Consider the following 26,605-nt stretch of genomic DNA (forward strand, 5'->3'; position numbering starts at 1 on the left):
CATTGAGAGGGTATTCTCAGCTACTATAACAGGAATTTTATTGCTCAGGGTACCCCATATTAAGCGCGGGATTCTTTCATCAGAAAGTAACTCCGTTTCTCCGTATCTCAGGATAGTATGGAAGTGGCGGACTCCTGAACTTGCTCACCCACCGGAACATTCACGATCAGGGTGTTGCCATTCATGCCCGGGGTGGTGTCCAGTTCCAACTCACCTTTGATCAGATTGGCACGGGAGTTCATGTTTCGCCACCCATTGCCCTTGCCGGAGATGAGCTGCTCCCGATCAAATCCCGATCCATTGTCTTCTATCATCAGGGTGATTTCCTCCTGATCTTTAGTGATTTGTATGCTCACCCTGTCGGCATCACTGTATTTGAGGATGTTATTCACCCACTCCTGAGTGATGCGGTAAAGGGATATTTCCTGTACTTCGGTCAGTCGGCTTTCCAGCCCAAAAAAGTCTGTTTCCAGGGAGACCTTACCTGTGGTATTAACCCGCGCTGCAAACTCCTGGATCGCTGCAGAAATTCCACTTTTGATCAAAGTTTGGGGCATCAGGTTGAAGCAAATGCCTTTCAGCTCCTGATACATTTCTTCGAGCACTTTGGCAGATTCTTCAAAAACCTGGTGACGGTCACGATTTTCACTTTCCAGTGATTTCAGGTTGAGGTTGAGAATAGAAATCATCTGACCAAACCCGTCGTGAAGATCTTTGGCAAATCGTGAGCGCTCACTTTCCTGTGAGGAAATAGCCGCCTCTATCTGTGTTTCCCGCAGTTTGATTTGCCCCTCTTTGATCAAAAGTGCATGCTTCTTTCTGGTTCTGCTTCTGAGGAGCAGGAGGACAATCGTCAGGAGCGTGATCACGGCAACCAGGCCAACAATCAGGGCCAGGTTCCTCTGATTCTCTGCCTTTTGCTCAGCGATTTCCGCGCTTTGAAGAACAATTTGCTGCTCTTTTTTTTCGGTTTCGTATTTGGTCTTCAGGTCTGAAATGATTTCTTCCCGCGATGTATTGAAAATGACATCAGACAGTTCCTTGTAGCGTTTATAGTTATCCAGTGCGGCCTGATAGTTTCTGTTGGATTCTTCTAACTCACTGATGCGCAAATAGGACTCCTGAATAGCTTCTTTATAGCCAATCCGGCTGGCAATTTCCTGGCCCCGTACCATCAGGTCTATGGCCTTTTGGTTATCACCCATTTCGGCATAGGTTTTACCAATATTGACAAACGAAGTGGCAATGCCTGTACTATCTAAAAGCTCACTTCTGATTTCCAGGGAGCGGTTGTATAGCTCCAGGGCTTCCGGATATCTTTTCATGTCAAAATAGCAATTGGCGATGTTATTGTAGCCATTGGCAATACCCCTTGAATCATTATATTTCATTTTGATCTCAAGCCCTTTTTGGTAATAGGTGATGGCCGAGTCGTACTGCTCCTGGTTGTAGTAGATGGTAGCCAGGTTTGAAGCGATATACCCTTTATTGAGATTGGCCTTGCCCATGTCGGCATAGATCATCGCTTCATTGTAGGTGTTGATTGCCTGGGTGTAATCCTCCTGAGCATACTGATAAATGATCCCAATCCAGATCAGCGCGCTGGACATACCGGCATAGTTGTCGATGGATTGATAAGTTTCAAAGCACTTGAAGTAATAAGGCAAGGCCTCGCTATAGTTGGTTTGGTCATACTCGATGTTTCCTAATGTCATGTAGCAATTGGCTACAGTGGAGGTGTCTCCGGCCAACCTTGCATGACGGATGGACTCATGAAGCAGTGGTACGGCTTCATCTCCCTTGCCCGTAAGGCTTAATGCCACGGCATGGTTGTTGGCGGACAAGGCTATCCCCTTATTCCACTGAATTTTTTTAGAAAGCTCATAGGCAGTTTGAGCGTATTGGGCGGCCTGAGTAAAATCTGACAGTCGGTATTTGTCATGTAAGAGCAGGGCAGTATTGACTTTGCTGGTGTCGTCCGGCGCATTGGAGAGGATCAGTTTCAAGCTGTCGGCATTCAGTTGATCAAACTGTGGTTGGGCAACGATTTTACCAGCAAGTAAAAGCAGTGCGAGGAGGAAAAGGGGAAATTTCATAATCTAGTTAATTCAGGCAGGTGGTGTTAGTCGATGTTAAATTTAACAAACTCCTAAACTAATACTTCATTTTGGTGGTGAGATAGGAACTGTACCGGTGCATTTATGATCAGCGTATTGCCCCTGAGTCCCGGGGTAGTGTCTAGTTCGAGCTCCCCTTTAATGAGGTTGGCTCTGGAGGTCATATTTCGCCAGCCATTGCCGGAACCCGATCGGAGTACATCCGCATCAAACCCACTTCCATTGTCTTCTATCATCAGGGTGATTTCCTGCTGGTCGGTGGTGATCTGAATGTTTACCTGATCAGCATCACTGTATTTGAGAATGTTGTTGATCCATTCCTGTGTGATTCTGTAAAGGGAGATTTCCTGCACTTCAGTGAGCCGTTTCTCCAATCCAAAAAAGTCGGTTTCCAGAGCGATTTTGCCGGTGTTGTTTACCCGGGAGGCAAACTCCTTGACAGCTGCCACGATTCCACTTTTGATGAGGGTTTGGGGCATGAGATTAAAACAAATGCCTTTGAGCTCCTGGTACATGTCTTCCAGCAATTTGGCGGACTCACGGAATACCTCATGCCGATCGTGATTTTCATTTTCCAGGGACTTCAGGTTCAGATTAAGGATAGAGATCATCTGGCCAAAGCCATCATGCAGATCCTGCGCAAACCGGGTGCGCTCCTTTTCCTGTGAAGAAATGGCCGCTTCGATCTGGGCTTCTTTGAACCGGTTTTTTTCCAGTGACAATTCGTTTTGATGTATCAGTTTTTGGCGTTGCATGCGCTGCGCGCCGAGTATGATCAAGAGCACGAGTCCTACACCCAAACTGGCCGTCAGAAGATTGCGCCGTTGAATGGTCAGGTCTTTCTGCGCCAGCTCCTTTTCTTTTTGAGCAGTTTCATATTTGGTGCGGAGCTCATCAATGGTTCTGGTTTTTTCCAGGTTGAACAAGCTGTCTTCAAGGTCCTCGGCCATTACATGATGGCGGAAGGCCTGCTGGTAATCTCCGGTGAGCGAATAGGCACTGGCCAGAGAGTCGTAGGATTTTCGCGCCAGGTCAGGGTAACCAAGTGCCAGACATTCCTGTGCACATTGTTGGTAAAAGGGGATTGCCCTGGTGTAGGATTTTACATTCATGTAAAGATCACCGATCATTTTATGGTTGTCCGTGACACCCTGATCATCACCAATAAGTCTCCTGATCGCGTTGGATTGCTCCAGGTAGCTGAGGGCTCCTTCCAGATTTCCCTTGCGCTGCTCCATGTCTGCCAGGTCCACCAGCACATACCCCAATCCCACGCTATCACGTTGCTGCACGCGGATGTCATAGGTTTGAAAGTAATAAGTATCGGATCGCTCGTACTCCTTTTTCAGCCAGTAAAAGGTGCCTTTCATGCCATAGGTGGTGCCGAGTGCTTCCAGATCATTGGCCTCTTTTGCCAGTTCTTCGGCCTGGTTCCACAGGTTCATGGCTTTCTCCTCATAGCCGTGTTTTCTGTAAAAGGCACCCATCTCGTTGCACACTCTGGCCAGGCCACTTTTATTGGAAAGGGAGTCGTAAAGGTCGTAGGAGCGAAGAAAGGCAGCCTGTGCAGGCTCATAGTTGCCTTGCATGTATAGCACCACGCCATAATTTTTCAAAGCCAGGGCTTCTTTGTCCGGCCAGGTATTTTTCCGGCTTATCGCAATGGCGATTTCGGTTTGTGTTTTGGCATTCTCAAAATTCTGGCTGTGGAGTTTGTAAAAATACTGGTTGATCGAGTCCACAAAAGCAAGCGCAGATACTGATTCCGGCAGCGTGGGGCCTACGGGGTCTTCTGTAAACTCACACCCGATGAGCACCACACACAGGAGGATGATTAGCTTTTTCATTTGGCAAGGCTGTTTCCAGCTAATTTAAGCATTCATACACCTTTCAGGAAACCCATGAAGCGGTAATAAAAAAAGCGAACCACTTTCGTCATTCGCTTTGAATCTTTGTCTCTCGTAAGGCTAGGCCTTTTGCTCGAAATTAAGAATGGTTTTTTCTATGATGTCACAGCACTCGTGCAGTTGCTCCTCGTCCATTACCAGTGGAGGTGCAAAGCGTATGATGTTTCCGTGAGTAGGCTTGGCCAACAGACCATTTTCGCTCAGGGCTACGCAGATGTCCCATGCCGTGCTACTGTCCGGATGATCGTTGATCACAATGGCGTTCAGCAGGCCTTTGCCCCGCACCAGGCAGATCAGGTCTGTTTTTTCAATCAGTTTTTCAATCCGTGTTCTAAAGACTTTACCCAGTTTTCTCGCATTTTGAGTGAGCTTCTCATCCCGGATTACCTCCAGGGCGGTCATGGCTACCTTGGCACCCAGAGGGTTTCCACCAAATGTAGATCCATGGGTGCCGGGTGTGATCACCTCCATGACAGGATTATCTGCAAGGACCGCAGAAACCGGATATCCGCCACCAGAAAGTGCCTTTCCGAGGATTAGCAGGTCTGGTTTGATGTAGGTTTTTTGACGTTCACAATGGCCGCTACAGGTACAGTTGCCACAGACGGCCAACAAGCTACCGGTGCGGCCTATGCCGGTTTGGATCTCGTCAGCCATGAACAGCGCATTGTTTTCCTTGCAGATTTTGGCCACATTTTCCAGGAACGTGTCGCTGGGCACCATTACTCCGGCTTCACCCTGAATAGGCTCGACCAGGACCCCCACAATATTTTTGTTGTCTTCGAAAACTTCTCGCAAAGCATCCAGGTCATTGTAGGTGACTTTGATAAAACCATGGGTGTAAGGGCCAAAATTCCTTTTGGCATCTGCGTCCGAGGAGAATGAAATAATGGTGGTCGTACGACCGTGGAAATTTTGATCAAAGACTACAATCTGGCCTTTGTTTTCTTCTACTCTTTTTTTCTCATAACCCCATTTTCTACAGATTTTAATGGCTGTTTCTACGGCCTCTGCCCCAGTGTTCATCGGGAGTACTTTATCAAAGCCAAAGTATTCGGTAATGTATTTTTCAAACGGGCCCAGAACATCATTGTAAAAAGCCCTGCTGGTGAGGGTGAGGGTTTCGGCCTGCTGTTTCAGGGTTTCCACAATTCTGGGGTGACAGTGGCCCTGGTTCACAGCCGAGTAAGCTGAGAGGAAATCATAATATCGCTTGCCGGAGACGTCCCAGACGTATACACCTTCTCCTCTGGACAGCACAACCGGTAGGGGGTGGTAGTTGTGCGCTCCATGTTGATTCTCAAGGTTTATATATTCCTGGCTGTTTTTTTTGGAAGTTGATGTTGTCATATATTTTTTGGATTAACTATGTAAACAAACGCTTCAAATAGAAGTTTCCAAAAGTACTATTTAGTCTGAAGATGTCACAGCGAAACCAGTCCAAAGGATTAGCAGAAGAGGATTATTACTTTACCAGGGAGGGATTTATGGTATTCACTGAGAAGTACCACCTGAAGCGAGGATATTGCTGCAAGAGCGGGTGCAGACATTGCCCTTACGACTTTAAAAGAAAATGAGGGCTGGGTTTGCTTATTAGAACTTTCTTGCGATATTTGCAGTCCGTTTTCAAAAAGCCGGTAAATCATGTCAAAAGTTTGTGAAATTTCAGGAAAGAGACCAAGAGTGGGAAATAATGTTTCTCATGCTAACAATAAGGTAAAAAGAAGATTCAATCCAAATCTTCAGAAAAAGAGATTCTATATTCCTGAGGAAGATAAGTGGATCACTATTAGTGTCGCTACTTCCATGTTGAGAACGATCAACAAAAACGGAATTTACGCTGAGATCAAAAAAGCCAGAGCTAAAGGGACTACTTCTCTTTAATCTTCGGATTTTTCCAAATAGATATTCAAAGCCCTGCCATTCGGTTGGGCTTTTGTTGGTTTATAGGCTTCAAAAACGATTCCCGGATGTCCAATTACTGGCCGGGTCATGCCTTTTCCCAGATTAATTATAATTGGTGACGTGCGATTTCGAGGTGAGTTGATTATATTTAGTTGACTCTCGATCACACGATTGGGACAAATATTCACTAATCCCCACCTGATGTGTCAAAAAACCACTGGGATCACCTCTCTCTAAAGCATCGCATAGTTTACTTTATCAACTATGCTTCCGTGTTTAATGATGCATTGTCCATCTCAGATTTATGTGCCAAAATAGGAACTTCTAATCGAGCGCAGGTGGATAAGGAGCTCGAAGAGCTGGAGCGGGAAGGTTTGATTGTGAAGAACTCCACCTATGTTGCCGTGACAGACTTGAAGGAGAAGTTGGAAATGAAAGCAGATAAGGAGCGCCTTTCGGGGTATCTTCTTGATCGCCGAATGAAGCAAATTCAATATTTGGCCAGTCTGCCAATCATTAAGTTTGTGGGAGTGAGTGGTTCACTGGCGGCCGGTAATCCGGCCGAAAACAGTGTGAGTAAAGTGGATGTGGATTTATTTCTGATAGCCCGGCAAAATACTGTTTGGCTTGTGATATTGCTGGCGGCCATTTTGAGAAATTTCTACTTCCGATTCGTGAACCTTCCGCTATGCCTTAATTACATTATGGAGGAGTCTGATTTGCTTGTTTATAATCAGAACTTCTATACTGCTCATGAGTTGCGAAATATGCGCCCTATTGTTGACAAAGGGGTATATACTTCATTGTTGGAAACCAATAAATGGTCCTGGGAATTCTTTCCGGAACTCCGGGCCAAGGCAGTAAATGGTCAGGTTCGCAATGAGCCTGTTGGGTTTTCAGTATTAGGTGTTCTACTTTTTGGTTTCTTTACTCTGCTTCGATGTGTTAAGAATTTTTCGCTTGGTCCATTTAGAGACCTTAAGCTCAAGTTTGATCCCTGGAGGGCTTACAATCTGAGCCGGAAATCAACGGCGCAGGGGGGATACCAGCTACTGGTGGTAGAAAAGTTTAAGAAAAATATGGACAGAAATTTTCCGGCCTATCAGGAGGACTACATGATGGAGATTTTATTCAAGGATGATTTGACAGAGAAAATCAAATCAGTCGATTATGATTTTTCGGCTATAGCTCGCAGCCCAAAGGAATTGAGAAATACTTTGAGAATTTACACCAAATATGACTGACAGATGGCTGAGCGAGTACTCCTAACTCATTCTTATTTCTATAAGTACGACCAGAAGCAATGGAAGATGCATCAGCCTTTTCCGCCACTTATGACCATCACTGCTGCTGCGTTGCTCAGAGAAAATGGGTTTGAGGTGGGTCTGTTTGATGTGGGGTTGAAGAATTCGCCGGAAGAAATCCAACAACACCTGGAGAGTTTTGCTCCGGATTTTCTGGTATTGGTGGATGATGGCTTCAACTACCTCACCAAGATGTGCCTGACTACCATGAGATCTGCTGCCTTTCGCATGCAGGAGTATGGGCGAAGGTACGGAGCCAGAGTGATCACCGCCAGCTCGGATGCCACAGACCACTATGAAAAATACCTTGACCATGGAGCCGATGTAGTAATAAGGGGTGAGCCGGAAATGACCTTACTTGAGCTACTGAAACATGGCGACACTTTTGAAGAGCAGCCCGGTATTGCCTATAGGGCAGGAAAAAAAACCATACTGAACCAGCCTAGGCCTATCATGACGGTTCTTGACGAATTGCCCTTGCCGGCATGGGACTTGGTAGACATCAATTCTTATCGGAAGGAATGGAGCCGGGGCCGTCAGCCATTTTATTTAAACATTGCCACAACAAGGGGATGCCCCTACAAATGCAACTGGTGTGCCAAACCTATCTACGGCAACCGATACAACTCCCGATCTCCGACTTATGTGGTTGATGAGATCGAATTGCACCTGAAACATCATCAGGTTGAGCATTTTTGGATGTGCGATGATATTTTTGGATTAAAGCCTGGTTGGGTTGAAGCGTTTGGAGAGGAATTGGAAGCACGACAGCTGAAAATCCGATATAAGATTCAGTCGCGGGCTGATCTCCTGCTCAAGGAAAATACCATTGACAATCTGGTGAAATCGGGGCTTGACGAGGTATGGATTGGTGCCGAATCCGGTTCCCAGAAGATCCTGGACGATATGGAGAAGGGCACTACACTTCACCAAATTGAGACCGCCTCAAAGATGCTGAAGGCGAAAGGAGTGAAAGTGGGATTTTTTATTCAATATGGCTATCTGGGGGAGACTATGAATGATATCAAAAAGACTCTCCACTTAATAAAGAGACTTATGCCTGATCGTTTAGGAATTTCGGTTTCTTACCCACTGCCCGGGACCGGGTTTTACAACAAAGTAATGAAGGACGCTGATACTAAGCACAATTGGGTGGACTCTTCTGATTTGGACATGATGTTTAGTAATACCTATTCTCCCATATTTTACAGGACGCTACATAGATATACACATCTCATCTACCATATTCAAAAGGGAAGGAATACGATTTGGTCATTACTTACTCATCCTGTATTTCCCGATCTTTCCATGATTAAGTCCGTGGCTAAGGCGGTGATTTACCTCCCTTTGTGCCTTTATAAGTGGGTAGCTATTCAGTACCTTTCCAGAAGTCCAATCACTGACCATGAAGAATGAAGACATAGTGGCGAAGGCTTTTGGCAAACAGTCAAAGATTTTTGATCAGATTTACGATAGCAACCCCATCGTGAATTACATGCGAGAGATCATCAGGAACCATGTCATGAATAGAGCTGTTGCAGGCAGCAAAATGTTGGAGGTTAATGCTGGCACTGGCACGGATGCTATTTTCTTTGGGCAGCGGGGTTTTCGGGTATTGGCTGGCGACATCAGTGCGCCCATGGTGGAAAAGGCACAAGCAAAAATTACAAGCGCGGGACTTTCTGACCGTGTGACATTTAAGCGGATGGGCTTTGACGAATTGGATACCCTGAAGTCGGAGTATGATTATGTATATAGTAATTTTGGCGGGCTCAACTGCATCCCCAATATTGCTGAGGTTGTATCCAGGTTACATGAGAAACTTTGCGGCGGCGGTCAGGCTACATTGGTGATCATGCCACCCTTTTCCCTATGGGAAAAACTTCATGTACTCAAAGCCAATTGGAAGGTGGCCTTCAGGAGGAAATTTAGGTCAGCATCATCAGCTCACATTGAAGGAGAGTATTTTAGTTGTTGGTATCACGATCCCTTCTCTTTAAGAGATCACGTGAAAACCTTAGGTGCCACTGAGATTGATTTGATGGGTTTGTGCGTGTTGGTTCCACCAAGCTTCATGCGAAACTTCCCGTCGAAATTACCCAGGGTTTACAGGGCTTTGATATTTTTAGACCGAAAAATATGTCGCTGGCCCATATTTAACCGCATTGGAGACTATTATATTCTATCCTTTACCAAATCCTAATAAGATTTTGGAGTGTGAGTTTTATTCTTCTCTTCAGGGTCAATTTGTGTCTGAAAAAATAGGCGAATTGCTTCAAAAAGGGATTCCTGACTTTTCTGTTCTTGTTTTCTGTCATGACGAAATGTCTCCCAGAAATCTGATAGGCAATATTCAGTTCATGAGGACGCATTTCCAGTCCAAAACCTAAATCATCCGAATGCTTGTGAAGCTGCGAGGTGAGGACAAAGGTTTTTTGGATCAGGGAGAGGTCTTTCGTGCCGTATAAGTCAGTTTCGAAATCGTAAGGCTCAAGCGCATGGTTTAATTGCTTGAGTTTTTCTGGTAAAATTTCAAAGTAAGAATCGTAGACGGCCAGGGCTCTGTCAGTGGACAGAAAAGGGCCGGGAAGATACCCCTGAGCTAGTTCGGTCTGAAAGTAGCCGGATTTGTTTTTGAAATGGGTGCCGGAGTCTCCAAAATTAACACAGTGGGATACGCGGGGAAAGCAATAGTATTTGTTTGTTTCAATGAGAAATTGTGTTTTGATCGGAAACCAGTCATCCGAGTACTTAAAGTCTTTCAAAAGGTGGTGCATCGGAAAATCCGAATCAGGGGACCTGAAGTTTTTCAGCCAACCTTTGAAAGCCGTCCATTGAGCGTAAGTGTATACCTGACCTTGGTACCAGGGCACCTGCAAAAAGAATGTCAGGCCGCCATCATTGATCGGGACGAAGGGTAAATGCAAATAGCCGTTAAACCAGAGGCTATTAAGGCTAAATCCGGCCAGGGACGGATCACCTCCATACTCAGTCAAAACGGCACAGGAATATTGATAAAAACCCGGCCCCACGAACAGATCATCTTCCAGGTAAATGATGCACTCATATTCTTCCGTAAGATCACCACAAGCCAGGAAGTGTTGAATAAGTCCTAATTTGGATGAATGTCGGATGATCCTTTTCTTTCCGTAAGTCCAATGGTAATTTTCTGCCAGCGTCACTACCTCCGGATCGGATTCCCCTTCGAGTGAAATGACCAGTTGAACTCCTTCTACTATATCCGCCTGATCCAGGCTACATAGCAACCTGTTCAGTGATTTTGGTCGATTGTAGGCATTGATTACTATAGCAGGAAGACTCATGTTGCCAGTAATTTATGTAATATACTCTTGAGGTTACTTACAGATTGTGCAAGTGACTCGGGGGGTCGCCATCCAGAGGGCGTTATGTAATCAGCTCCGGCAACTATGCCAATTGCACTGAGTTGATAGAAAGCGGCGAAACTGTATAGGGCTGCTATTTCCATGTCGATCATTTCTGCGCCGAGGGATTTCCAATGGGTATATTTACTAAGGGTTTCTCGAAAAGGCGCATCAGTGGAGATCAATTTAGCACCTTTCAGGGATAACTCCTCAGTGGCCAATTTGACCAGATCAGTGGTTGGCTGGAAGAGTAGCTCCCCCTCCGGGGCATAATGAAAAGAAGTACCTACCTCACTATGAGCACTTGAGGCATAGTATACCCGGTTTGGAGATGAGGGGGAGTTAAGATGTCCCGCAAATCCCAAAAGGACAAAATGTGTGGCTCCCAGGCCCCGGAGAAGTTCGGAAACCGATAGAAGAGCCGGAGCACCAACACCCCATTTGGAAGCTACATAAGTGCCCGTTTCCTTACTTGTACAGGTTAGGCAGGCACCTACCCCTTTCAGAGAGCTGCCTGACCATTTGATTCTTCTGGAATGAAGAGACTCAGGAATAAATATAACCCGCCTGGGGACTACAGTCATTTTGACCTGGCCCATAGATTTTTTCCATTGGATAAACTCTTCCGGATTCAATATGGGATTGTCGGCAGTCATGGCTATATTTTGTTATAGATTAATGAATAATATACAAAAGTCATTTAGCAATTCACTTGAATGATCTGATATTGGGAGGGAAAATATTTGGCATTGGGCTACAAAGAACCGGGACTACCTCATTGTTTCAAGCTCTGACCGTGCTGGGTTTTCATCCTGCGCCACATGGCATTCCTCTATTTTATGACATACATCATCCCATTCTCACAAAACATGATGCCTTCATGGATAATCCAATTCCACTGATTTACCGTGAATTAGATCAAAAATGTCCGGGTAGTCGATTTGTGATGACCACCCGACCTCTGGAGAGTTGGCTGGAAAGTGTAGAATGGTTATTCCTTCGAAAGTTGCCAAAAATGTCGCGCGACCTGAGACAAGTAGGAGATGAAATCCACACGCATTTTTATGATACATCTATTTATAATCGTGACCTCTTTGCAGCTAAATATGTTGCATATCATCAAGGTGTTTTTGATTATTTTAGGATGCGGCAGGAAGACTTGCTGGTGGTTGATTTTACCAAAGGAGGGGGCTGGAGTGAGTTTTGTCCCTTCCTGGGCAAGCCAGTTCCAGATGTATCCTTTCCACACGCAAACCCCTCAATTGCCCGAAATTAATGTGATCACGGTGCGGGATTGGGCTTTCTTTATTTGTGGCTGCCGTACTTCAGAAGTTTTTGATATTTTAGTGCCCCAAATTATACAACTATGAACCCATCCAAGTCCTTCACCCTATTACTTGTTTTATTCCTCAGCACAGCTGGCTTTGCCCAGAAGGTTTTTACACGGCAGGACACCTTGCGTGGATCCATCACAGCGGAGCGTGCCTGGTGGGATTTGCAGCATTATGACCTGAGTGTGAGTATTGATACTGCGGCCCGATCTATCGAAGGATTCAATGTGATCACTTACAAGGTGGTGTCAGCGGCTACAGAATTGCAAATAGACTTGCAGGCCCCTATGGAGATCACTGAAGCAAAGCAAGGAGATCAGCTATTGGACGTGCGACATGAAGGAGATGCACATTTTGTCTCTTTGGTCGAGGACCAGCCAGTGGGCAGCATTCAGAAACTCACCATCCGGTTTGCCGGTACCCCGGTGGTAGCCAGGAGGCCTCCATGGGATGGGGGATTCACATGGAACAAAGACGAAAATGGTAAACCCTTTATTGCCACTTCCAATCAGGGAATTGGTGCCAGTATCTGGTGGCCCTGCAAGGACCACCCGGCGGATGAGCCAGACAATGGCGTTACCATGAATTTCACAGTGCCCAAAGACCTTACTGCCGTTGGAAATGGTCGACTAATTAAAGTGAAAAAGGGAAAAGGTACCCGTACATTCACCTGGCAAGTAACCAACCCCATCAATAGCTATGGTGTCAACCTGAATGTGGGGGACTATGTGAAATTTGAAGAAAAGTACGACGGGGAAAAGGGAAACCTGGACATGATCTACTACGTGCTTTCATACAATCTAGACAAAGCGAAGACCCATTTTCAGGATGCCAGACGCACTATGGAAGCGCTGGAATATTGGTTTGGACCCTATCCATTTTATGAAGATAGCTACAAGCTGGTGGAGGTGCCTTATCTGGGCATGGAGCATCAGAGTTCAGTGACCTACGGCAACGGCTATGAGCTGGGATATCGTGGGCGAGACCTGAGTCTGACTGGCTGGGGCCTGAAATGGGACTACATCATCATCCACGAATCGGGTCATGAGTGGTTCGCCAATAACATCACTTACAAGGATGCTGCTGACATGTGGATTCATGAGAGTTTTACGACCTACTCGGAAGGACTCTTTGTGGACTACCACTATGGCAAGGAAGCCGGGGCGGCATATGTTCGGGGTATGCGCTACGGTATTGGCAATGAGGAGCCCATGATCGGGCCTTATGGCGTAAATGGCCGTGGTGCGGACTTGTACAACAAAGGGTCAAACGTGCTCCATACACTCCGTCAGTGGGTGAACGACGACACGAAATGGAGAGAAATCCTCAGAGGGTTGAATGAGACCTTTTATCATCAGACGGTTACTACTGCAGATGTAGAAGGCTATATTTCAGAAAAAAGCGGACTTGACCTGACCAGCTTTTTCGATCAGTACCTGCGCGATCCCAGAGTGCCGGTGTTGGAATACTTTACCTATGAGGGAAACCTGCTGTATCGCTGGACCAACTGCATCGAAGGGTTTGACATGCCGGTAAGGATTAATGTGGGTGATGAGTCCTATACCATTACTCCAACCACAAGATGGAACTTCAGGGATCAGGAAAAAATCTCCGTGGAGGATCCGGCTCTTTTGAAGGTGGATTCCAATTATTACATCTATCCGGTTTTCACCACTGGCGCCAAATAGTCAGTCCGTATACAAAAGTTACCATTCAAATAACTTCAAAAGGTTTATTGATCTGATACGGATAAATTGCCCCCGAACGAAACTTGCATGAATATGGTACTTAAAAGCATTATTGCCGTTTTACTCACCGGCATTTCCTTCCTTTCTTTTGGACAAAAAGCTACTCAGCTTCCGGATGATTTTCTTTCTACAGAATTTCATCAGGAGAGAAGGGGTTTGCTAAGGGAAAAGATGCCTGAGAACTCTGTGGCTGTTTTTTTTGCCAATCCTGTGCGGAATAGGGCCAACGATGTGGATTATATGTACCACCAGGACCCTGACTTTTATTACCTCACAGGGCACAGGGAGCCCCATGCCGTGCTTTTGATTTTCAAGGATGAACAGGTGGTGACTGACTATGCCTTCGATGAGTTGATATTTGTGCGCAGGCACGATGCCCTGAAAGAGCTCTATGATGGCGCAAGGCTGGGCAAAGAAGGTGCCGTGGACAAGTTGAAATTTGAACTGGCCTTTGAAGGACCGGATTTTCAGGATTTCAACATCGATTTTTCAAAGTTTGATAAAGTACTCTTCTATGATTTCAAAGAAGACGTGCGGGATACCCAGGAGGAGGCGGACCTGTTTGACCTGATCGCCGCGTTCAAGGAGAAAGCAAACTATGGCGAGGACGCTATGGCGATTAGTGCTGAGCCTCAGGTGAGCAATCTGGACACCAAGTCCCTGGATGGGCTGATGAGAAGCCTCAGGGGCATCAAAACCAAAGAGGAGTTAAGTCTGATCAGAAAGGCGGTGGACATCTCTACCATGGGTCAGCGGGAAGTCATGAAGGCCATGAAGCCCGGAATGTCTGAGCAGGAAATTCAGGGGTTACATGAGTTCGTTTTCAAAAAGTACCAGGCAGAGTTTGAGGGATACCCGAGCATTGTGGGTGCCGGACACAATGGTTGTGTGCTGCACTATATTGACAACTATAAACCTGCGATTGAGGACGGTGAACTCATACTGATGGACCTTGGCGCTGAGTACCACGGCTATACGGCCGATGTGACCCGCACCATTCCTGTGAATGGAAAATTTACCAAAGAGCAGAAATTGATCTACGACCTGGTCTATGAAGCTCAGGAGGCAGGCCGGGCCGCGTGCAAGCCGGGAGCTACTTTCAAGGACGTATATGCCGCTACGGCCAAAGTGGTGAATGAAGGCCTGGTAGAGCTGGGTTTATATGCCAGTACCGACGAAGAAGATATGATCAATCCGGAAACAGGAAGAAACAGGTATTACCCTCATGGGTGCTGCCACCACATTGGGCTGGATGTGCATGACAAGGGGGATTATGCCGAGCTGAAAGAGAATATGGTCATCACCATTGAGCCGGGAATTTACATCCCCGAGGGCAGTCCTTGTGATGAAAAATGGTGGGGCATTCCAGTACGCATCGAGGATGATTTTCTGATCACCAAGGAGGGTTGTGAGCTTCTGTCGGATCTGGCGCCACGAAAAAGTGAAGAGATAGAGGCGTTGATGAAAGAGAGCAGTCCATTGGATAATTTTATTTTACCTGCTTTGGAAGATGAATAAGTTGCCCAATTAGATTTTCTTTTCTACATTTGCACTCCTTTTAATAATCAGGCAACAAAATGGCAAAGAAAGGTAATAGAATACAAGTGATACTGGAATGTACCGAACATAAGACTACAGGGCTTCCAGGTACCTCGAGATATATCACTACCAAGAATAGGAAAAACACTCCTGAGCGCGTTGAGCTTAAGAAGTACAACCCTATCATGAGAAAATATACTGTACACAAAGAAATTAAATAACCATGGCTAAGAAAGTAGTTGCAACCCTGAAACAACCCGGCGGAGCAAAATTCGCTAAGGTTATAAGAGCCATCAAGACTGAGAGTGGTAATTATGTCTACAAAGAGGACATGGTACCTGAGGCAGAGGTGAAGAACGTATTGGCTAGAAAAAACTAATCAGTTCTTAAAAATATTCTAATTAGAAGTCCCTCTTAGTAGGGACTTTTTGCGTTTATACATCTCAAATATAGCTCTATGGGTCTGAAAGGATTTTTCTCCAAGGAAAAAAAGGAATCGCTCGACAAGGGCCTCGAAAAGACAAAAGAGAACTTTTTCAGCAAGCTTGGCAAAGCGGTGGTAGGAAAATCCACGGTGGATGAAGACGTGCTGGATGAGCTCGAAGAAATTCTGATTACCTCTGATGTGGGGGTAGAAACCACCATCAAGATCATTGAGCGAATAGAGGCCCGCGTCGCCAAAGACAAATACCTTAATGCTTCTGAGCTCAACAAAATCCTCCGGGAGGAGATAGCGGGGCTGCTTTCTGAAAACAACACCAAAGACCAGGATAGTTTTGAATTGCCTAAAGTGGATGGCCCGTACGTTCTGCTGGTAGTGGGTGTGAATGGTGTAGGCAAGACCACCACCATTGGCAAGCTGGCGGCACAGCTCAAGGGATTGGGTAAAAATGTAGTGCTGGGAGCAGCTGATACTTTCAGGGCGGCTGCAGTGGATCAGCTCATCATGTGGGGCGAGCGGGTAGGTGTCCCTGTGATATCAAAAGGCATGAATACAGACCCGGCTTCCGTGGCTTTCGATGCGGCCAAGTATGGCGTGGATCATAACGCTGATGTGGTAATCATAGATACGGCCGGCAGGTTGCATACCAAGGTGAACCTGATGAGTGAGTTGACCAAAATTAAGAAAGTAATTCAGCGGTTTATTCCGGATGCGCCGCACGATGTGCTGTTGGTGCTGGATGGTAGCACGGGGCAAAATGCTTTTATCCAGGCACAGGAGTTTACCAAAGCCACTGATGTCACTGCCCTGGCCATTACCAAACTGGATGGCACTGCCAAAGGGGGTGTGGTCATTGGCATCTCGGACCAATTCAAAATACCCGTGAAGTACATCGGAGTAGGTGAAAAAGTGGAGGATCTGCAGGTGTTTAATAAGATTGAGTTTGTAGATTCATTCTTTAAGAAATAAAAAAGACGCTTTGTGTCTTTCTTTCTTTAGCAACTCATTCAGGTCATGGTTAGGCCATGGTGATGAGGAAAATCAACGCTCCAAAAATCCCCACGACGCCTATAACGAATCCGGCAATTGCTATGCCCCGGCCGTTACCTCTTTCAAGCTTACTCATAGAAATACTACCAAAAATGGCTGCTAATGTGCCCAGTGGTATTCCAGCTACGAACAGACTCAGGACACCCACTATCAGGGAAGCTATAGCCATGCCCTTGGTATTTTTGACAGTATTTCTGACTTCTTTCAGGTCCTTTTTAAGAGATTTGAGCTCATCTTTTGAGATTACTTTTTGAGGTGGGAAATCATCTCCGATTAATGTCTTTTCGGCCGACTCTTCTCTGACCACCTCAAAAGTCTCATACTCATAGGGTTTGTATCGGTAGGTGATCAGGTCAGCTGGTGGAGTAGTGAGACCATGCAGCGATACTGTTTCGGGATAATGATTGTCTGGCGCATCGATGCGCTCCTGGTTCGGTTGAATCTTTTGAGGTGCCTTGGCCACTTTCCTGGTCTTCTTGAATGACCTCAGTGTGAGGTGTTGGTTCCTGATTCTGTCTTTCTTTTTGTAAAACTGAGGGCAATTCATGACCTGTTGGGAGGAACCGCAGGCTGTGAAAAGCAAGGCCATGAGTACCAGTAGTAAAGCGGTATTGGTTTTCATAGAGTTGGGTTTGGTTAGATCGGAATAAGGAATATAGGATTTATTAACATTCCCGTCAAGTGTCAATGAAAGTTGGTAAACTCCAAAAAGTAATGAGGGCTGTTGATTACTTCCTTCACCCACGATGTACTTTTGGTACTGGATGGCAGTACCGGACAAAATGCTTTCATACAAATAGGTTAGGTGAAAAGGTCGAAGACCTACAGGTGTTCGATAAGATTGAGTTTGTAGATTCATTCTTTAAGAAATGAAAAAGGCGCTTCATGGCGCCTTTTACTTGTCTGAGTGGGAGCGGCTTTGCACACGCTACACCATGGTGGTGAGGATGATCAGCGCTCCAAGAATGCCTACCAGACCTAAAATCAATCCGGCAATAGCCATTCCTCTTCCATTACCTTTCTCAAGTCTTCTCATGGAGATACTTCCAAAAATTACAGCGAGTATTCCCAGAGGCAGACCGGCTACAAACAGACTTACAATTCCCAACACAAGAGAGGCAATGGCCATGCCACCGGGATTTGAACCTTTGGTCTCTTTGACTCTTTGGATCTCTTTTTTAAGGGATTTGACTTCATTTTTTGAAATTATTTTTTTCGGTTGAGAAACATCCCTGATCAATGTCCCTCCAGTCAATGAACGTTCTTCGGTTTTATCATCGGGCTCATAGGCATCGGGCTTATATCGGTAAGCGATGAGTTCAGCTGGCGAAATGGTCAGGCCATGAAGGGATACCGTTTCAGGGTATGATTGTTCAGGTGCATCAATGAGTCCAAAATGGGGAAGTTGAATCGGTTTGGGGGCTTTTTCAGATTCTTTTTTCACCTTTTTGATCGATCTGAAAGCAAGTGCATGCTGACTGATCTTACGCTTCTTTTTGTAAAACTGAGGACAGTCCATGGCCTGTTTGGAGGGGCCGCATGCCGCAAAAAGAATGGCGATGAGTACCCAAAGTAAAGCGGTGTTGGTTTTCATAAAATCGGGTTTGGTTAGAACTAAATAGGGAATATAGGATTTAATAACATACCCGTCAAGTGTCAATGAAAGTTGGCAAACTCCAAAAAGGAATGAGGGCTTTGGGTTACTTCCTTGTTTTTGTAAAAGCATGGAGCCCTCACTCAATACCTGGACCATTATTTTTCTGATTGCCGCCTCACAGGGAATCTTTCTGGCAGCGGTGATTTGGATGAAGCGCCACCAGGCCAACGGATACCTGGGGAGTGTCATGCTGGCCTTCAGTTTGATGCTGCTATACTATGTGCTCTACTGGACCGGGTACTATACCATGACTCCACGCTGGCTGGGTGTGCTTCAGGGTATGACTTTCCTGCTTGGCCCTTTCTTCTATGGTTACGTTCGGTCCGATGAACGTCTTTTCCGCGTAGGAGCCTGGCATTTCGTGCCCTTCATCATTTACCTGACTCATTTCCTTGTACTTCCACTGGAATCCCCTGAGGTTCGGAGGATCTTAATTCGCTCTGTCACAGTCTTGCAAGCCGCCCATTTGCTGATTTATGCTGGTCTCGCTCTCCGATGGACATGGGTAAATGCCCTTGCCAGTGGCCGATGGAAGCTGGTGCTGTCTGTACTGTTTATGGGCTATGCCCTGAGCTTTTTGCTGTACTATGTGCTCGTCTGGACAGGTCTATTGAAGATTGAATATGACTATTTCATTTCTGTGGTAACGGCCGCATTTATCTATACCATCGGATACAAAGGGTATCAAGGCACAGAGGTCTTTCATGTCAATGTTGGAGTTAAATACGATCGTTCGGGGCTCTCACAAAGTGCTGCGGAGGCATTCCTGGCGGAGGTGAAGCGGTACATGGAGGAGGACAAGGGCTACCTGAACAATGACCTTAAATTGCAGCATATGGCCGATGAGTTGGCCATTTCGGCCAATCATATTTCGCAGGTGGTCAATGAGCTGGAAGGCTGCAATTTTACAGATTTTGTGAATCGGTACCGGGTACAGGAAGCGAAGAGACTACTCCAGGACGAAGCGCATCACTACAAGATTATTCAGATTGCCTATCTAGCTGGCTTCAACAATAAAGCCACCTTCAACTCCGCCTTCAAGAAATTTGTTGGGGTTCCACCTTCTCAGTTTAAAAAAGCACTCAATCGGCAACATCCTCAGCTGCAATGACGGACTTCTTTTCGCGATTTTCCGCCGAGAACGACTAATTTACAGGATCAAAAAGAATTCGATATGCTGGAATTGATTGCCATGTTTTCCATTGGGAATACCATTCGAAATATTGCAGTGGAGAAACGATTGAACCCACGTCCTTATATTGTGAGAATGGTGCTGCTGTGGCTGGGCTTTGAGTTTGTCGGTGCATTTATAGGTCTGACCATCTTCAATAACCTGATGGGTGGCTACTTCTGCGGACTAGCCGGGGCGGCCATCGGCGGCTACCTGGGCTATCAGCGGGTGGTGCAGGCGGAGCCCGAGGTTTATTAAGTTTGGAATACCCATGATTTTAGAAACCACTTATAATAAACGGGAGACCATCCAGCAGATCAATCAGCTGGTAGGCAAGCCCTACACGCTGATACAAAGACTCAGGATGGGCGGGATAGGTTCTAAGCGAATGGGGATCTCGAAAATAAGTCCGGAATTCGCTCATTATCTGAAAGCCGGACATTACGTCACCCATGCCAACATCGAACTCCGACCGGAGGGGATATTGATTCATTTTCGCTTCAAATTGGAATCTTATGCCTGGCCAATGCCTTACACAGGTCTGGAAGTCGCTACTGACCCTGAGCTTACCTTCACCGCGGATGGAAAATTCATAGCCTTCAAAGAGGGAATGAAAGTGAATGGGCCCTTTATAGAAAGAATGATCCGTCACATGGCGGCTAAAAAACAGTAAAATATCTTAGGATTTTACGGTCTCCCCCTCCATTCTGCTACATTGGTACATAAAAAACCATGCGAATACTTGTCTTACTATTTTGCCTGGTGGCTGTACAGCTTCAGGCTCAGTCATCCCGTGAAGCTGCAGATGAGCAGTACACCAATGAGCAATGGGCTGAAGCAGCCAAAGGCTATCAGCAGTATCTTAAAACAAATGAGCAGGATTCTTCGGCCTGGTTCAGACTGGCCAACTGCCAGCTGAAACTTGGTGAGTATGAGGCATCGCTGAAGAATTTCGATCGGGCGGTGGCCGGTAATTTTTATCCGGGATACACGCTTTATACCAAGTCTAAGGTCTATGCACTCCAGGGTAAGCAGTCAAGTGCCTTTGAAAGCCTGCAGCAGGCTTTGGATAGGGGTTTTGGCAATTTCCGCCTGATGGAGCAAGATCCGGAATGGACGGCCTATCAGCAGGATGAGAAGTTTTTGGCGCTTGTGGATGCTTGTAAAGTAAACACCTACCCGTGCCTCTCCGATTCTGTACGGAGGCACTTCGATTTTTGGCTGGGTGAGTGGGACGTGTATGTCAATGGGGCTAAAGTAGGAGAAAACAGCATCACCATGGCCAATGGGGGTTGTGCGCTGCACGAAAGCTACACCACTCCCGGTACCTATACCGGACAAAGTATCAACTACTTTGACAAGCTGGACAATAAATGGCATCAGACCTGGGTGGGCAGTGCTGGCGGCGTGCTGGACTATGTGGAGACTGAGCGGGGACCGGGAATGATTCAGTTTCAGTGCGACTACCGGGGGGACCAGCAGGGTAATGTGGTCAAATCCCGACTCACCTTTACTCAGAACGAAGACGGAACCGTGCGACAGTTTTTTGAGAACTCAAAGGATGGGGAAAGCTGGACACCTGGGTTTGATGGATTATATCAACCTAAATCGGTCGAATAGTAGGGTTAAATTTCTGGTTCCTTTTTCTTGAAAGGATTCATTTTTTGACCAGCCTCGGAGATTCCTTCGGCCACCTTCACCCCTGTGTTTTTGATGCCCTCCCAGCCGGATTTCAGGGTGTCCACACCAGCTTTGCGGGTGGCCTTAAGCAGGCCGGTCATGATTTGGCCTGAGGATTTCATCACGATGCCTTTTAGCTGACTGGCAGACTCCGTAAAGGCGCTTTTCCTGATGGACTTCTTGTCCATCACCTCGTTACATGCGCAGTATTTGAGGGCAATATTGCCGACACGCAAGGTGAGAAAAGCATTGGTAGATCCTTCCAGCAGAGAATCGAGAATGATATTAGCCGTAGGGCCAATCACCGGGATGGACTTGCCGGCAGAGTTTTTCAGAAATGAACTGATGACCGGTTCTACCTGCTGAGAGATATCCAGATCTTCTATCTCCGATGCCAGGAAGGAAGACCCCGCTACATTGGAATAGAGATACATGAGCTCCCGAAGCGATGGCCGCTGATAGTAAATATGTGCAATCTTCCAGACCATGCGGGATTGTGTGGCCAGAATGGTGAGCGCATCCAGCTTGCCGTTTTGCGATACGGAAGTGGTGAGAAATACTGCGGTGGCAGTTTGCTGTATGACTTTGTTGGCCGACTGGTTAAGCACCAGGATACTCTCCTGCAGGTCCTCAACCTGCTGCGGCTGCAGGCCTTCGGCTCGTAAGAGTTCATTTTTTTTGAGACGTTTAAGGAGCTGCTGTCGGTACCGGGGGAGCTCATCGGCACTGGTTGGCAAAGAGATGGCCCGGGGCAGCTTTAAAAAAAGCAGTACCGGCCAGCCAACAAGCCCAATACCCAAAGCACTGAGCAGTACCAAAACCACGTTCGCGGTGAGCTCATTCACCTCCTTCAGCATCAGGTAAACTCCTGAAATCTGATTGATCATAAAAAGCAGGAAGCCAAGAATGACCAAAATGGAGAGCGGAAGAACGATTTTTTTCAGGGTGCTAATCATAGGTTTTACCGGTGATCTGCTTATTTCTCACGGCCATCAGGCTTTCGGGTTTCAATATGAACTCAAAAGTGGCAAAGTCGCGGGTCACTTTTACTTTGGTGCAAATGCCATTTTCATACGTATATACATTGGTGCCATCCGGCGAGGTGAGCGAATACTGGCGCTCTCCCACCTTTTCAAAATCCAGGTATCGGCCAAAGTAGGCAGAAAACACCTGCTTGCTATGGTGTGGTTCTTCAAAATAGATTTCTGAGACCGACTCTGTAATGTTGGTTTCGTGAATTTCCGTGCGAATGCCATCAATGACCAGCTCATAGAACTTTTCTTTCAAAACCATTTGGGTTTCTTTTTGCACACTGCCATTCAGGGTATTGAAACCAGTACCGGAGAGGAGTTTTCCTTTTTTGAAAGTCTCTTTCAGGTCGTATTCTATGTCAAACAGAAAAATCACTCTCAGCTCCGTTTTGGTGTTCAGGTGATAGGTGAGTTCCTCTCCCTTCAGTATGCGTTTGACCACCGTCTGGCCCATGGACTTGTCGTTTCTGATCACATCATAATAGAGCGTTTGTCCATACAATGACGTACAGGCTAATAACAATGTCAAACAGGCGGCGTTTATACGTATCAATGTTAGATTTAGCTTGAAGGCCGGAGTACAGGCCTCTTGGTTTTAATTTTCAAGTTAACGATTTGCAAACTAACGGGTTCAGAAATGAGATCACAAAAAGTATCGTTTGTCAATAAATCAGGTCAGGACTTATCGGGGAGGATGGATTTTCCGTTGACCGGGAAGCCAAAGGCGTTCGTCCTTTTTGCTCATTGCTTTACCTGCTCCAGTACGCTCAAAGCCCTGGATCACATCAGTTCGGCACTTACGCAGAATGCGATGGCTGTACTCAGGTTCGATTTCACCGGGCTGGGCCAAAGTGGTGGTGAGTTTGCAGACACCAATTTTTCATCCAATTTGTCTGACCTCACAGAGGCTTATGATTTTCTGGAAGAAAAATTCGAAGCGCCTCAAATCCTTATCGGGCATTCGCTGGGAGGAGCTGCGGTGTTGCACGTGGCAGGAGCCCTCAAGAAGGTAAGGGCCGTGGTGACCATAGGCGCTCCCTCCAGCCCCACACACGTGAAAGCGCTCCTGAAAAATGGAGAAGAGGAAATCAGGGAGAAAGGCGAGGCAGAGGTCAACATCGGAGGGCGGCCGTTCAAGATCAAAAAACAGTTTCTGGAGGATTTGGAAAAGGATCGCAAAGGAGAAGTGATCAAACGGCTGGGTAAGGCACTGCTGGTCATGCATTCTCCGCAGGACAAAATAGTAGGGATAGATAATGCCGCTGAAATTTATGAGCAGGCCATGCATCCCAAGAGTTTTATCACGCTGGATGGCTCAGATCACCTGCTGAGCCAAAAGGCAGACTCACTCTATGTGGGCAATATGGTCGCCTCATGGGCTGCCCGCTATATAAAGGCAGATCATGCTGAGGATGTGGCACCGGAGGGCGAGGTTTGGGCCCGTCTCTCAAATCAGGGCTTCCTCACTGAGATCACTGCGGGTAAACACCATTTGCTGGCAGATGAACCCGAAGGCAGTGGAGGAACGGATCATGGCCCCTCTCCGTATGGCTATTTACTGTCTGCACTCGGGGCTTGCACCGCCATGACCCTTCGCATGTATGCGGATCACAAAAAAATAGACCTGAAGGAGGTCAAAGTGAAGCTTACCCACGATAAGGTACATCAGCAGGATGGCGGGCAGACGGAAGATGCCAAGGGCAAGATTGATCAGATCAGGCGGATGATCAGGTTGGAGGGGGATCTGACAGAGGCAGAGCGTAAGCGACTAATCGAAATAGCCGACAGGTGTCCCGTGCATAAAACCCTGGAGGGTAAGCCGCAGATCATTACGGAAGAGACCACTGAGATTTAGGTGTTGTACACTTGCCATGGCTTTGCCATCTTTGCAGCAATGCAAAAAATCAAGTCAGCTATTTCCTTTGGGGCCTTTTGCCTCCTCCTTTTTAGTGCTATCTCCGGTTTTTCTCAAATGACCTTCCAGCAAGGCTCCTTATTGGAGGCTAAGATGTACATAGATACCATGGAGTACTCCTGGTCGAGGCATACCCTGGTCAGGAATCAGAAAGAGATGCTGGCTTTTCAGTACGATCAGGAAGATGAAATAGCAGAAGTTTATTTGTTTTTTGATGGAGATTCTGAGATCACTGATATTTCGCTAGCGTCCTCAGGAGATTATTATCCCCTGGATTCCATGATGATGTTCAGTGATTATGCCCGATTCAAAGTTCGGTTCAACCAACTGACCAACAGCGAATTTTTGAAATTTACCTTTGGGATCAGGCAAGACTCTGTGGTGGAATACGTGGACATGCCACTCTTCCCGTATACGAAAACCTACGTGGAGCTGTATCCGGGCAGCGAGGAGCTTTATATTGGGGAGGAAAAGGTTTTCGAGCTGACGAGCAACAACCCGGAGAATATTCTGGTGGATAACCGGTGGACTGAAGGCTTGCCCATCAATTATCGGATGACGCGGGAAGGTCCAAAACTGCTACTGCATTTATTGCCGAACACCCTGGGTGATCAGCAGGTGGAGGTGCCCTTTACACTCAGAAAACCCACGATGGAAGCTGGCCGTCCGAAGTATCAATTGAAACCACTCACCTATACTTTCAAAATCCGTTCGGGGAGGCTGGCCTTTTTGCAGTTTGATGCGCAGGAGGTCACCCCAAAAGATGACAAGAAGGAGGCCATTGAGATCCAGATAGACAATAACCGACTTCTGAGACTAGGGAAAACCTACCGCATAGAAGACCAGGAAGAATCCGGAGGTGCGCTGATTGCCGAGCTGTACACCAAAGCCCGGCTCAATAACGACCGGGTGCTTTGTTTGCTGAGGCCCTACAGCTACCATAGAAAGTCCGATGGCTATCTGTACATCAAAGATGGGGACGATGCACGCTTTGTGAGCAATCTGGACATTACCCCTAAAACCACCATCCAGGAGATTTTTATCCAGCGCGAGGGCAAAGACTGGCAGCGAGGCACTACGGTTTACCCGGGCGAGACGCTGAACATCAGGCTGGAGGGTGAGGGGCTGCACAAAGCTGCTTTTAGCTTCCCGGGTGCCAGCAACCTGGAGTATGATTCATTGATCAAAAATGAAAACATATCACTTTTCAGAATCAAGGTGCCACTGACGATCAATACGAATAACATTGAGATTTTCAATCACAATAAGTCCACCGGAAAAAACCTGAAAGTAGATGAGTATCAGCGCCCCAGACCGTTTGACTTTATCAACCTGGACTTTGGGGACCGGCAGCTGGTGGTGAGCGATATCGAAAAGCCGGTTTACTATGAAAACACACTTACAGACCTGGTTTTTGATTTTGACCGGGGTAAAATAGATGAAGGCAAAGACCTCTTTGGTAAGCAGTACCTGACCATCAAGGTGAAGATCTCCAACAAAAAAGGTAATCTCATCGAGCTGTATCAGTTTGATGAGGTGGTAATCTGCCCGGGAGAGACCTCTCCGCGCTTTGTGCATTACGACGACAAGTACTGCCGGAGCGAAGACATTAACCTGAATAATTTTTTATCCAAAAAGACCTCTGAGCTTGAGGAATGGTCACGAATAGAGTTGGAGATCAGCCATGTGAAATCAAAATATGGGGGTGATGGCCGCTCCAAGAAAATCCAGATTCACCTGAAGCGGGATTACAACTTCGACATTGATGTGTCATTCCCGGCGGGGCTCTTAATCTTAAAGCATGGCTCCGGAAACTTTGGAAATTTTGGGGGACCCAGTTTTGCCATGATTGCCCAGATGAGTTTTTACCAACCCGGCCGGATTGCCAAGTACAGACCCTATAAGCTGGGGGCTGGTTTCATTGCCATCGATGCATTCAACTTTACAGAAAGCAACAGTCGGGATGTGGGATTGGTGGTGATTGGTTCGCTCTATCCTACTTCCAGTGACAACAAGCTGACCTTTCCCCTCTATGCAGGTTTCGGCTATCTGCTCAGTGAGCAGAAACCTTTCTTTTTGATAGGTCCGGGGATCAGGGTAAGATTATAAAGAAACCTCTGATGACACTGCATCTTCCAGGAGCACACGAATCTCATCATTGCAAAAGCCCATCTCCTGACCCATTAAAAATAGCTGCTGCTTATTGCTCGTTCCTTTTTTGATGGTCTTTTGTGCGATTTTCACAAATTCGTTGGTCAGATCTTGCTGATGATCGTGTACTCTAAGCAGTGTCATAGGCGTTTGTTTTTTGTGATTGTGGCAACAAAGTTACGTAATTATTACGTAAATGGTAGTATTGACATTCTTTTTTAGAAATATCCCAACATAGCAAAGGGTTTATTGATAATCATGCTATACAGGACAA

Annotated in this window: 27 protein-coding genes and 1 pseudogene; 18 read left to right on the forward strand and 10 right to left on the reverse strand. The window is 46.5% G+C overall.

The genetic code is table 11. The features are described 5' to 3' along the window. Positions 1-107: 107 nt before the first annotated feature. The 3 genes from RIH33_RS16070 to rocD form a co-directional block, all read right to left on the reverse strand. Positions 108-2,096 (reverse strand): tetratricopeptide repeat protein, encoded by a 1,989-nt coding sequence (locus tag RIH33_RS16070; protein WP_406654903.1) that lies wholly within the window; start codon positions 2,094-2,096, stop codon positions 108-110. A gap of 53 nt (positions 2,097-2,149) precedes the next feature. Further along, on the reverse strand, positions 2,150-3,964 hold the full coding sequence (locus RIH33_RS16075; protein WP_406654904.1) for an ATP-binding protein: 1,815 nt from the start codon (positions 3,962-3,964) through the stop codon (positions 2,150-2,152). A gap of 120 nt (positions 3,965-4,084) precedes the next feature. Beyond that, on the reverse strand, positions 4,085-5,374 hold the full coding sequence (gene rocD, locus RIH33_RS16080) for an ornithine--oxo-acid transaminase (protein WP_406654905.1): 1,290 nt from the start codon (positions 5,372-5,374) through the stop codon (positions 4,085-4,087). 71 nt (positions 5,375-5,445) lie between these two features. On the opposite strand from rocD, the gene RIH33_RS16085 reads away from it, so the two are divergent. The 5 genes from RIH33_RS16085 (at position 5,446) to RIH33_RS16105 (ending at position 9,436) form a co-directional block, all read left to right on the forward strand. Continuing rightward, complete coding sequence (locus tag RIH33_RS16085; RefSeq protein WP_406654906.1) at positions 5,446-5,601, forward strand: DUF5522 domain-containing protein; 156 nt, start codon at positions 5,446-5,448, stop codon at positions 5,599-5,601. A gap of 67 nt (positions 5,602-5,668) precedes the next feature. Next, positions 5,669-5,908: a 50S ribosomal protein L28 gene (gene rpmB, locus RIH33_RS16090; protein WP_159582662.1), complete on the forward strand. Its 240-nt coding sequence runs from the start codon at positions 5,669-5,671 to the stop codon at positions 5,906-5,908. A 224-nt stretch (positions 5,909-6,132) separates the two neighbouring features. Then, positions 6,133-7,173, forward strand: a complete 1,041-nt coding sequence (locus tag RIH33_RS16095) for a hypothetical protein (RefSeq protein WP_406654907.1) — start codon at positions 6,133-6,135, stop codon at positions 7,171-7,173. Positions 7,174-7,176: 3 nt separating this feature from the next. After that, on the forward strand, positions 7,177-8,649 hold the full coding sequence (locus RIH33_RS16100) for a B12-binding domain-containing radical SAM protein (protein ID WP_406654908.1): 1,473 nt from the start codon (positions 7,177-7,179) through the stop codon (positions 8,647-8,649). After that, positions 8,639-9,436: a class I SAM-dependent methyltransferase gene (locus RIH33_RS16105; protein WP_406654909.1), complete on the forward strand. Its 798-nt coding sequence runs from the start codon at positions 8,639-8,641 to the stop codon at positions 9,434-9,436. Before RIH33_RS16100 ends, RIH33_RS16105 begins: the two co-directional genes overlap by 11 nt. Here RIH33_RS16105 and RIH33_RS16110 read toward each other — a convergent pair. After that, on the reverse strand, positions 9,423-10,556 hold the full coding sequence (locus RIH33_RS16110) for a hypothetical protein (protein WP_406654910.1): 1,134 nt from the start codon (positions 10,554-10,556) through the stop codon (positions 9,423-9,425). The two genes, RIH33_RS16105 and RIH33_RS16110, sit on opposite strands and share 14 nt — an antisense overlap. After that, complete coding sequence (locus RIH33_RS16115) at positions 10,553-11,272, reverse strand: hypothetical protein (protein WP_406654911.1); 720 nt, start codon at positions 11,270-11,272, stop codon at positions 10,553-10,555. Before RIH33_RS16115 ends, RIH33_RS16110 begins: the two co-directional genes overlap by 4 nt. Positions 11,273-11,343: 71 nt before the next feature. Here RIH33_RS16115 and RIH33_RS16120 point away from each other — a divergent pair, with 71 nt between their 5' ends. The 6 genes from RIH33_RS16120 to ftsY all read left to right on the forward strand — a co-directional run bounded on the left by RIH33_RS16120 (position 11,344) and on the right by ftsY (position 16,645). Then, complete coding sequence (locus RIH33_RS16120; RefSeq protein ID WP_406654974.1) at positions 11,344-11,892, forward strand: sulfotransferase family protein; 549 nt, start codon at positions 11,344-11,346, stop codon at positions 11,890-11,892. A gap of 90 nt (positions 11,893-11,982) precedes the next feature. Next, positions 11,983-13,635, forward strand: a complete 1,653-nt coding sequence (locus RIH33_RS16125; RefSeq protein WP_406654912.1) for a M1 family metallopeptidase — start codon at positions 11,983-11,985, stop codon at positions 13,633-13,635. A gap of 87 nt (positions 13,636-13,722) precedes the next feature. Continuing rightward, positions 13,723-15,213, forward strand: coding sequence for an aminopeptidase P family protein (locus tag RIH33_RS16130; protein WP_406654913.1), 1,491 nt, complete (start codon positions 13,723-13,725; stop codon positions 15,211-15,213). A gap of 59 nt (positions 15,214-15,272) precedes the next feature. Continuing rightward, positions 15,273-15,455 (forward strand): 50S ribosomal protein L33, encoded by a 183-nt coding sequence (gene rpmG, locus RIH33_RS16135; RefSeq protein ID WP_159582665.1) that lies wholly within the window; start codon positions 15,273-15,275, stop codon positions 15,453-15,455. A gap of 2 nt (positions 15,456-15,457) precedes the next feature. Next, entirely contained in the window at positions 15,458-15,613 is a 156-nt protein-coding gene (locus tag RIH33_RS16140) for a DUF4295 family protein (RefSeq protein WP_159582666.1), read from the forward strand. A 78-nt stretch (positions 15,614-15,691) separates the two neighbouring features. After that, complete coding sequence (gene ftsY / locus RIH33_RS16145) at positions 15,692-16,645, forward strand: signal recognition particle-docking protein FtsY (protein WP_406654914.1); 954 nt, start codon at positions 15,692-15,694, stop codon at positions 16,643-16,645. A gap of 49 nt (positions 16,646-16,694) precedes the next feature. Here ftsY and RIH33_RS16150 read toward each other — a convergent pair whose 3' ends face one another. Beyond that, positions 16,695-17,348: a DUF4190 domain-containing protein gene (locus RIH33_RS16150; protein WP_406654915.1), complete on the reverse strand. Its 654-nt coding sequence runs from the start codon at positions 17,346-17,348 to the stop codon at positions 16,695-16,697. Between the two features lie 120 nt (positions 17,349-17,468). On the opposite strand from RIH33_RS16150, the pseudogene RIH33_RS16155 reads away from it, so the two are divergent. Continuing rightward, positions 17,469-17,599, forward strand: a pseudogene (locus RIH33_RS16155) (signal recognition particle-docking protein FtsY); the annotation flags it as partial. A 55-nt stretch (positions 17,600-17,654) separates the two neighbouring features. Here the strand turns inward: RIH33_RS16155 and RIH33_RS16160 are convergent. Then, on the reverse strand, positions 17,655-18,320 hold the full coding sequence (locus RIH33_RS16160) for a DUF4190 domain-containing protein (RefSeq protein WP_406654916.1): 666 nt from the start codon (positions 18,318-18,320) through the stop codon (positions 17,655-17,657). A gap of 130 nt (positions 18,321-18,450) precedes the next feature. On the opposite strand from RIH33_RS16160, the gene RIH33_RS16165 reads away from it, so the two are divergent. The 4 genes from RIH33_RS16165 (at position 18,451) to RIH33_RS16180 (ending at position 21,174) form a co-directional block, all read left to right on the forward strand. Next, the gene (locus RIH33_RS16165; RefSeq protein WP_406654917.1) at positions 18,451-19,494 is read left to right on the forward strand and encodes a helix-turn-helix domain-containing protein; all 1,044 of its coding nucleotides are present in this window, start codon (positions 18,451-18,453) and stop codon (positions 19,492-19,494) included. A 63-nt stretch (positions 19,495-19,557) separates the two neighbouring features. After that, positions 19,558-19,812: a hypothetical protein gene (locus RIH33_RS16170; protein ID WP_406654918.1), complete on the forward strand. Its 255-nt coding sequence runs from the start codon at positions 19,558-19,560 to the stop codon at positions 19,810-19,812. A gap of 13 nt (positions 19,813-19,825) precedes the next feature. Next, positions 19,826-20,227 carry a hypothetical protein gene (locus tag RIH33_RS16175; RefSeq protein WP_406654919.1) on the forward strand — a complete coding sequence of 134 codons (402 nt, stop codon included), beginning with the start codon at positions 19,826-19,828 and terminating at the stop codon, positions 20,225-20,227. A 59-nt stretch (positions 20,228-20,286) separates the two neighbouring features. Beyond that, positions 20,287-21,174 (forward strand): tetratricopeptide repeat protein, encoded by an 888-nt coding sequence (locus RIH33_RS16180; protein WP_406654920.1) that lies wholly within the window; start codon positions 20,287-20,289, stop codon positions 21,172-21,174. A 5-nt stretch (positions 21,175-21,179) separates the two neighbouring features. Here the strand turns inward: RIH33_RS16180 and RIH33_RS16185 are convergent, their stop codons facing one another. Together RIH33_RS16185 and RIH33_RS16190 are read right to left on the reverse strand one after the other, a co-directional pair. Continuing rightward, positions 21,180-22,190: a DUF697 domain-containing protein gene (locus RIH33_RS16185; protein WP_406654921.1), complete on the reverse strand. Its 1,011-nt coding sequence runs from the start codon at positions 22,188-22,190 to the stop codon at positions 21,180-21,182. Then, on the reverse strand, positions 22,183-22,794 hold the full coding sequence (locus RIH33_RS16190) for a DUF6134 family protein (protein ID WP_406654922.1): 612 nt from the start codon (positions 22,792-22,794) through the stop codon (positions 22,183-22,185). Before RIH33_RS16190 ends, RIH33_RS16185 begins: the two co-directional genes overlap by 8 nt. A 108-nt stretch (positions 22,795-22,902) precedes the next feature. Between RIH33_RS16190 and RIH33_RS16195 the strand changes: the two genes are divergently transcribed. Beyond that, positions 22,903-24,120, forward strand: coding sequence for an alpha/beta fold hydrolase (locus RIH33_RS16195; RefSeq protein WP_406654923.1), 1,218 nt, complete (start codon positions 22,903-22,905; stop codon positions 24,118-24,120). Positions 24,121-24,159: 39 nt separating this feature from the next. After that, on the forward strand, positions 24,160-26,289 hold the full coding sequence (locus tag RIH33_RS16200; RefSeq protein WP_406654924.1) for a hypothetical protein: 2,130 nt from the start codon (positions 24,160-24,162) through the stop codon (positions 26,287-26,289). Here RIH33_RS16200 and RIH33_RS16205 read toward each other — a convergent pair. Beyond that, positions 26,284-26,475, reverse strand: a complete 192-nt coding sequence (locus RIH33_RS16205) for a hypothetical protein (RefSeq protein WP_406654925.1) — start codon at positions 26,473-26,475, stop codon at positions 26,284-26,286. The two genes, RIH33_RS16200 and RIH33_RS16205, sit on opposite strands and share 6 nt — an antisense overlap. Positions 26,476-26,605: the final 130 nt, after the last annotated feature.

The sequence above is a fragment of the Marinoscillum sp. genome (assembly GCF_040222955.1).
Lineage (GTDB): Bacteria > Bacteroidota > Bacteroidia > Cytophagales > Cyclobacteriaceae > Marinoscillum.

Excerpts from the sequence above, each read along its gene's own strand:
- RIH33_RS16125 (WP_406654912.1), top strand. The coding sequence starts at position 11,983 with ATGAACCCATCCAAGTCCTTCACCCTATTACTTGTTTTATTCCTCAGC.
- RIH33_RS16100 (WP_406654908.1), top strand. The coding sequence starts at position 7,177 with ATGGCTGAGCGAGTACTCCTAACTCATTCTTATTTCTATAAGTACGAC.
- RIH33_RS16180 (WP_406654920.1), top strand. The coding sequence starts at position 20,287 with ATGCGAATACTTGTCTTACTATTTTGCCTGGTGGCTGTACAGCTTCAG.
- RIH33_RS16115 (WP_406654911.1), bottom strand. The coding sequence starts at position 11,272 with ATGACTGCCGACAATCCCATATTGAATCCGGAAGAGTTTATCCAATGG.
- RIH33_RS16170 (WP_406654918.1), top strand. The coding sequence starts at position 19,558 with ATGCTGGAATTGATTGCCATGTTTTCCATTGGGAATACCATTCGAAAT.
- RIH33_RS16150 (WP_406654915.1), bottom strand. The coding sequence starts at position 17,348 with ATGAAAACCAATACCGCTTTACTACTGGTACTCATGGCCTTGCTTTTC.
- RIH33_RS16085 (WP_406654906.1), top strand. The coding sequence starts at position 5,446 with ATGTCACAGCGAAACCAGTCCAAAGGATTAGCAGAAGAGGATTATTAC.
- RIH33_RS16140 (WP_159582666.1), top strand. The coding sequence starts at position 15,458 with ATGGCTAAGAAAGTAGTTGCAACCCTGAAACAACCCGGCGGAGCAAAA.
- RIH33_RS16075 (WP_406654904.1), bottom strand. The coding sequence starts at position 3,964 with ATGAAAAAGCTAATCATCCTCCTGTGTGTGGTGCTCATCGGGTGTGAG.
- RIH33_RS16200 (WP_406654924.1), top strand. The coding sequence starts at position 24,160 with ATGCAAAAAATCAAGTCAGCTATTTCCTTTGGGGCCTTTTGCCTCCTC.
- RIH33_RS16070 (WP_406654903.1), bottom strand. The coding sequence starts at position 2,096 with ATGAAATTTCCCCTTTTCCTCCTCGCACTGCTTTTACTTGCTGGTAAA.
- RIH33_RS16110 (WP_406654910.1), bottom strand. The coding sequence starts at position 10,556 with ATGAGTCTTCCTGCTATAGTAATCAATGCCTACAATCGACCAAAATCA.
- rocD (WP_406654905.1), bottom strand. The coding sequence starts at position 5,374 with ATGACAACATCAACTTCCAAAAAAAACAGCCAGGAATATATAAACCTT.
- RIH33_RS16185 (WP_406654921.1), bottom strand. The coding sequence starts at position 22,190 with ATGATTAGCACCCTGAAAAAAATCGTTCTTCCGCTCTCCATTTTGGTC.
- rpmG (WP_159582665.1), top strand. The coding sequence starts at position 15,273 with ATGGCAAAGAAAGGTAATAGAATACAAGTGATACTGGAATGTACCGAA.
- rpmB (WP_159582662.1), top strand. The coding sequence starts at position 5,669 with ATGTCAAAAGTTTGTGAAATTTCAGGAAAGAGACCAAGAGTGGGAAAT.
- ftsY (WP_406654914.1), top strand. The coding sequence starts at position 15,692 with ATGGGTCTGAAAGGATTTTTCTCCAAGGAAAAAAAGGAATCGCTCGAC.
- RIH33_RS16160 (WP_406654916.1), bottom strand. The coding sequence starts at position 18,320 with ATGAAAACCAACACCGCTTTACTTTGGGTACTCATCGCCATTCTTTTT.
- RIH33_RS16205 (WP_406654925.1), bottom strand. The coding sequence starts at position 26,475 with ATGACACTGCTTAGAGTACACGATCATCAGCAAGATCTGACCAACGAA.
- RIH33_RS16175 (WP_406654919.1), top strand. The coding sequence starts at position 19,826 with ATGATTTTAGAAACCACTTATAATAAACGGGAGACCATCCAGCAGATC.
- RIH33_RS16130 (WP_406654913.1), top strand. The coding sequence starts at position 13,723 with ATGAATATGGTACTTAAAAGCATTATTGCCGTTTTACTCACCGGCATT.
- RIH33_RS16165 (WP_406654917.1), top strand. The coding sequence starts at position 18,451 with ATGGAGCCCTCACTCAATACCTGGACCATTATTTTTCTGATTGCCGCC.
- RIH33_RS16105 (WP_406654909.1), top strand. The coding sequence starts at position 8,639 with ATGAAGAATGAAGACATAGTGGCGAAGGCTTTTGGCAAACAGTCAAAG.
- RIH33_RS16195 (WP_406654923.1), top strand. The coding sequence starts at position 22,903 with ATGAGATCACAAAAAGTATCGTTTGTCAATAAATCAGGTCAGGACTTA.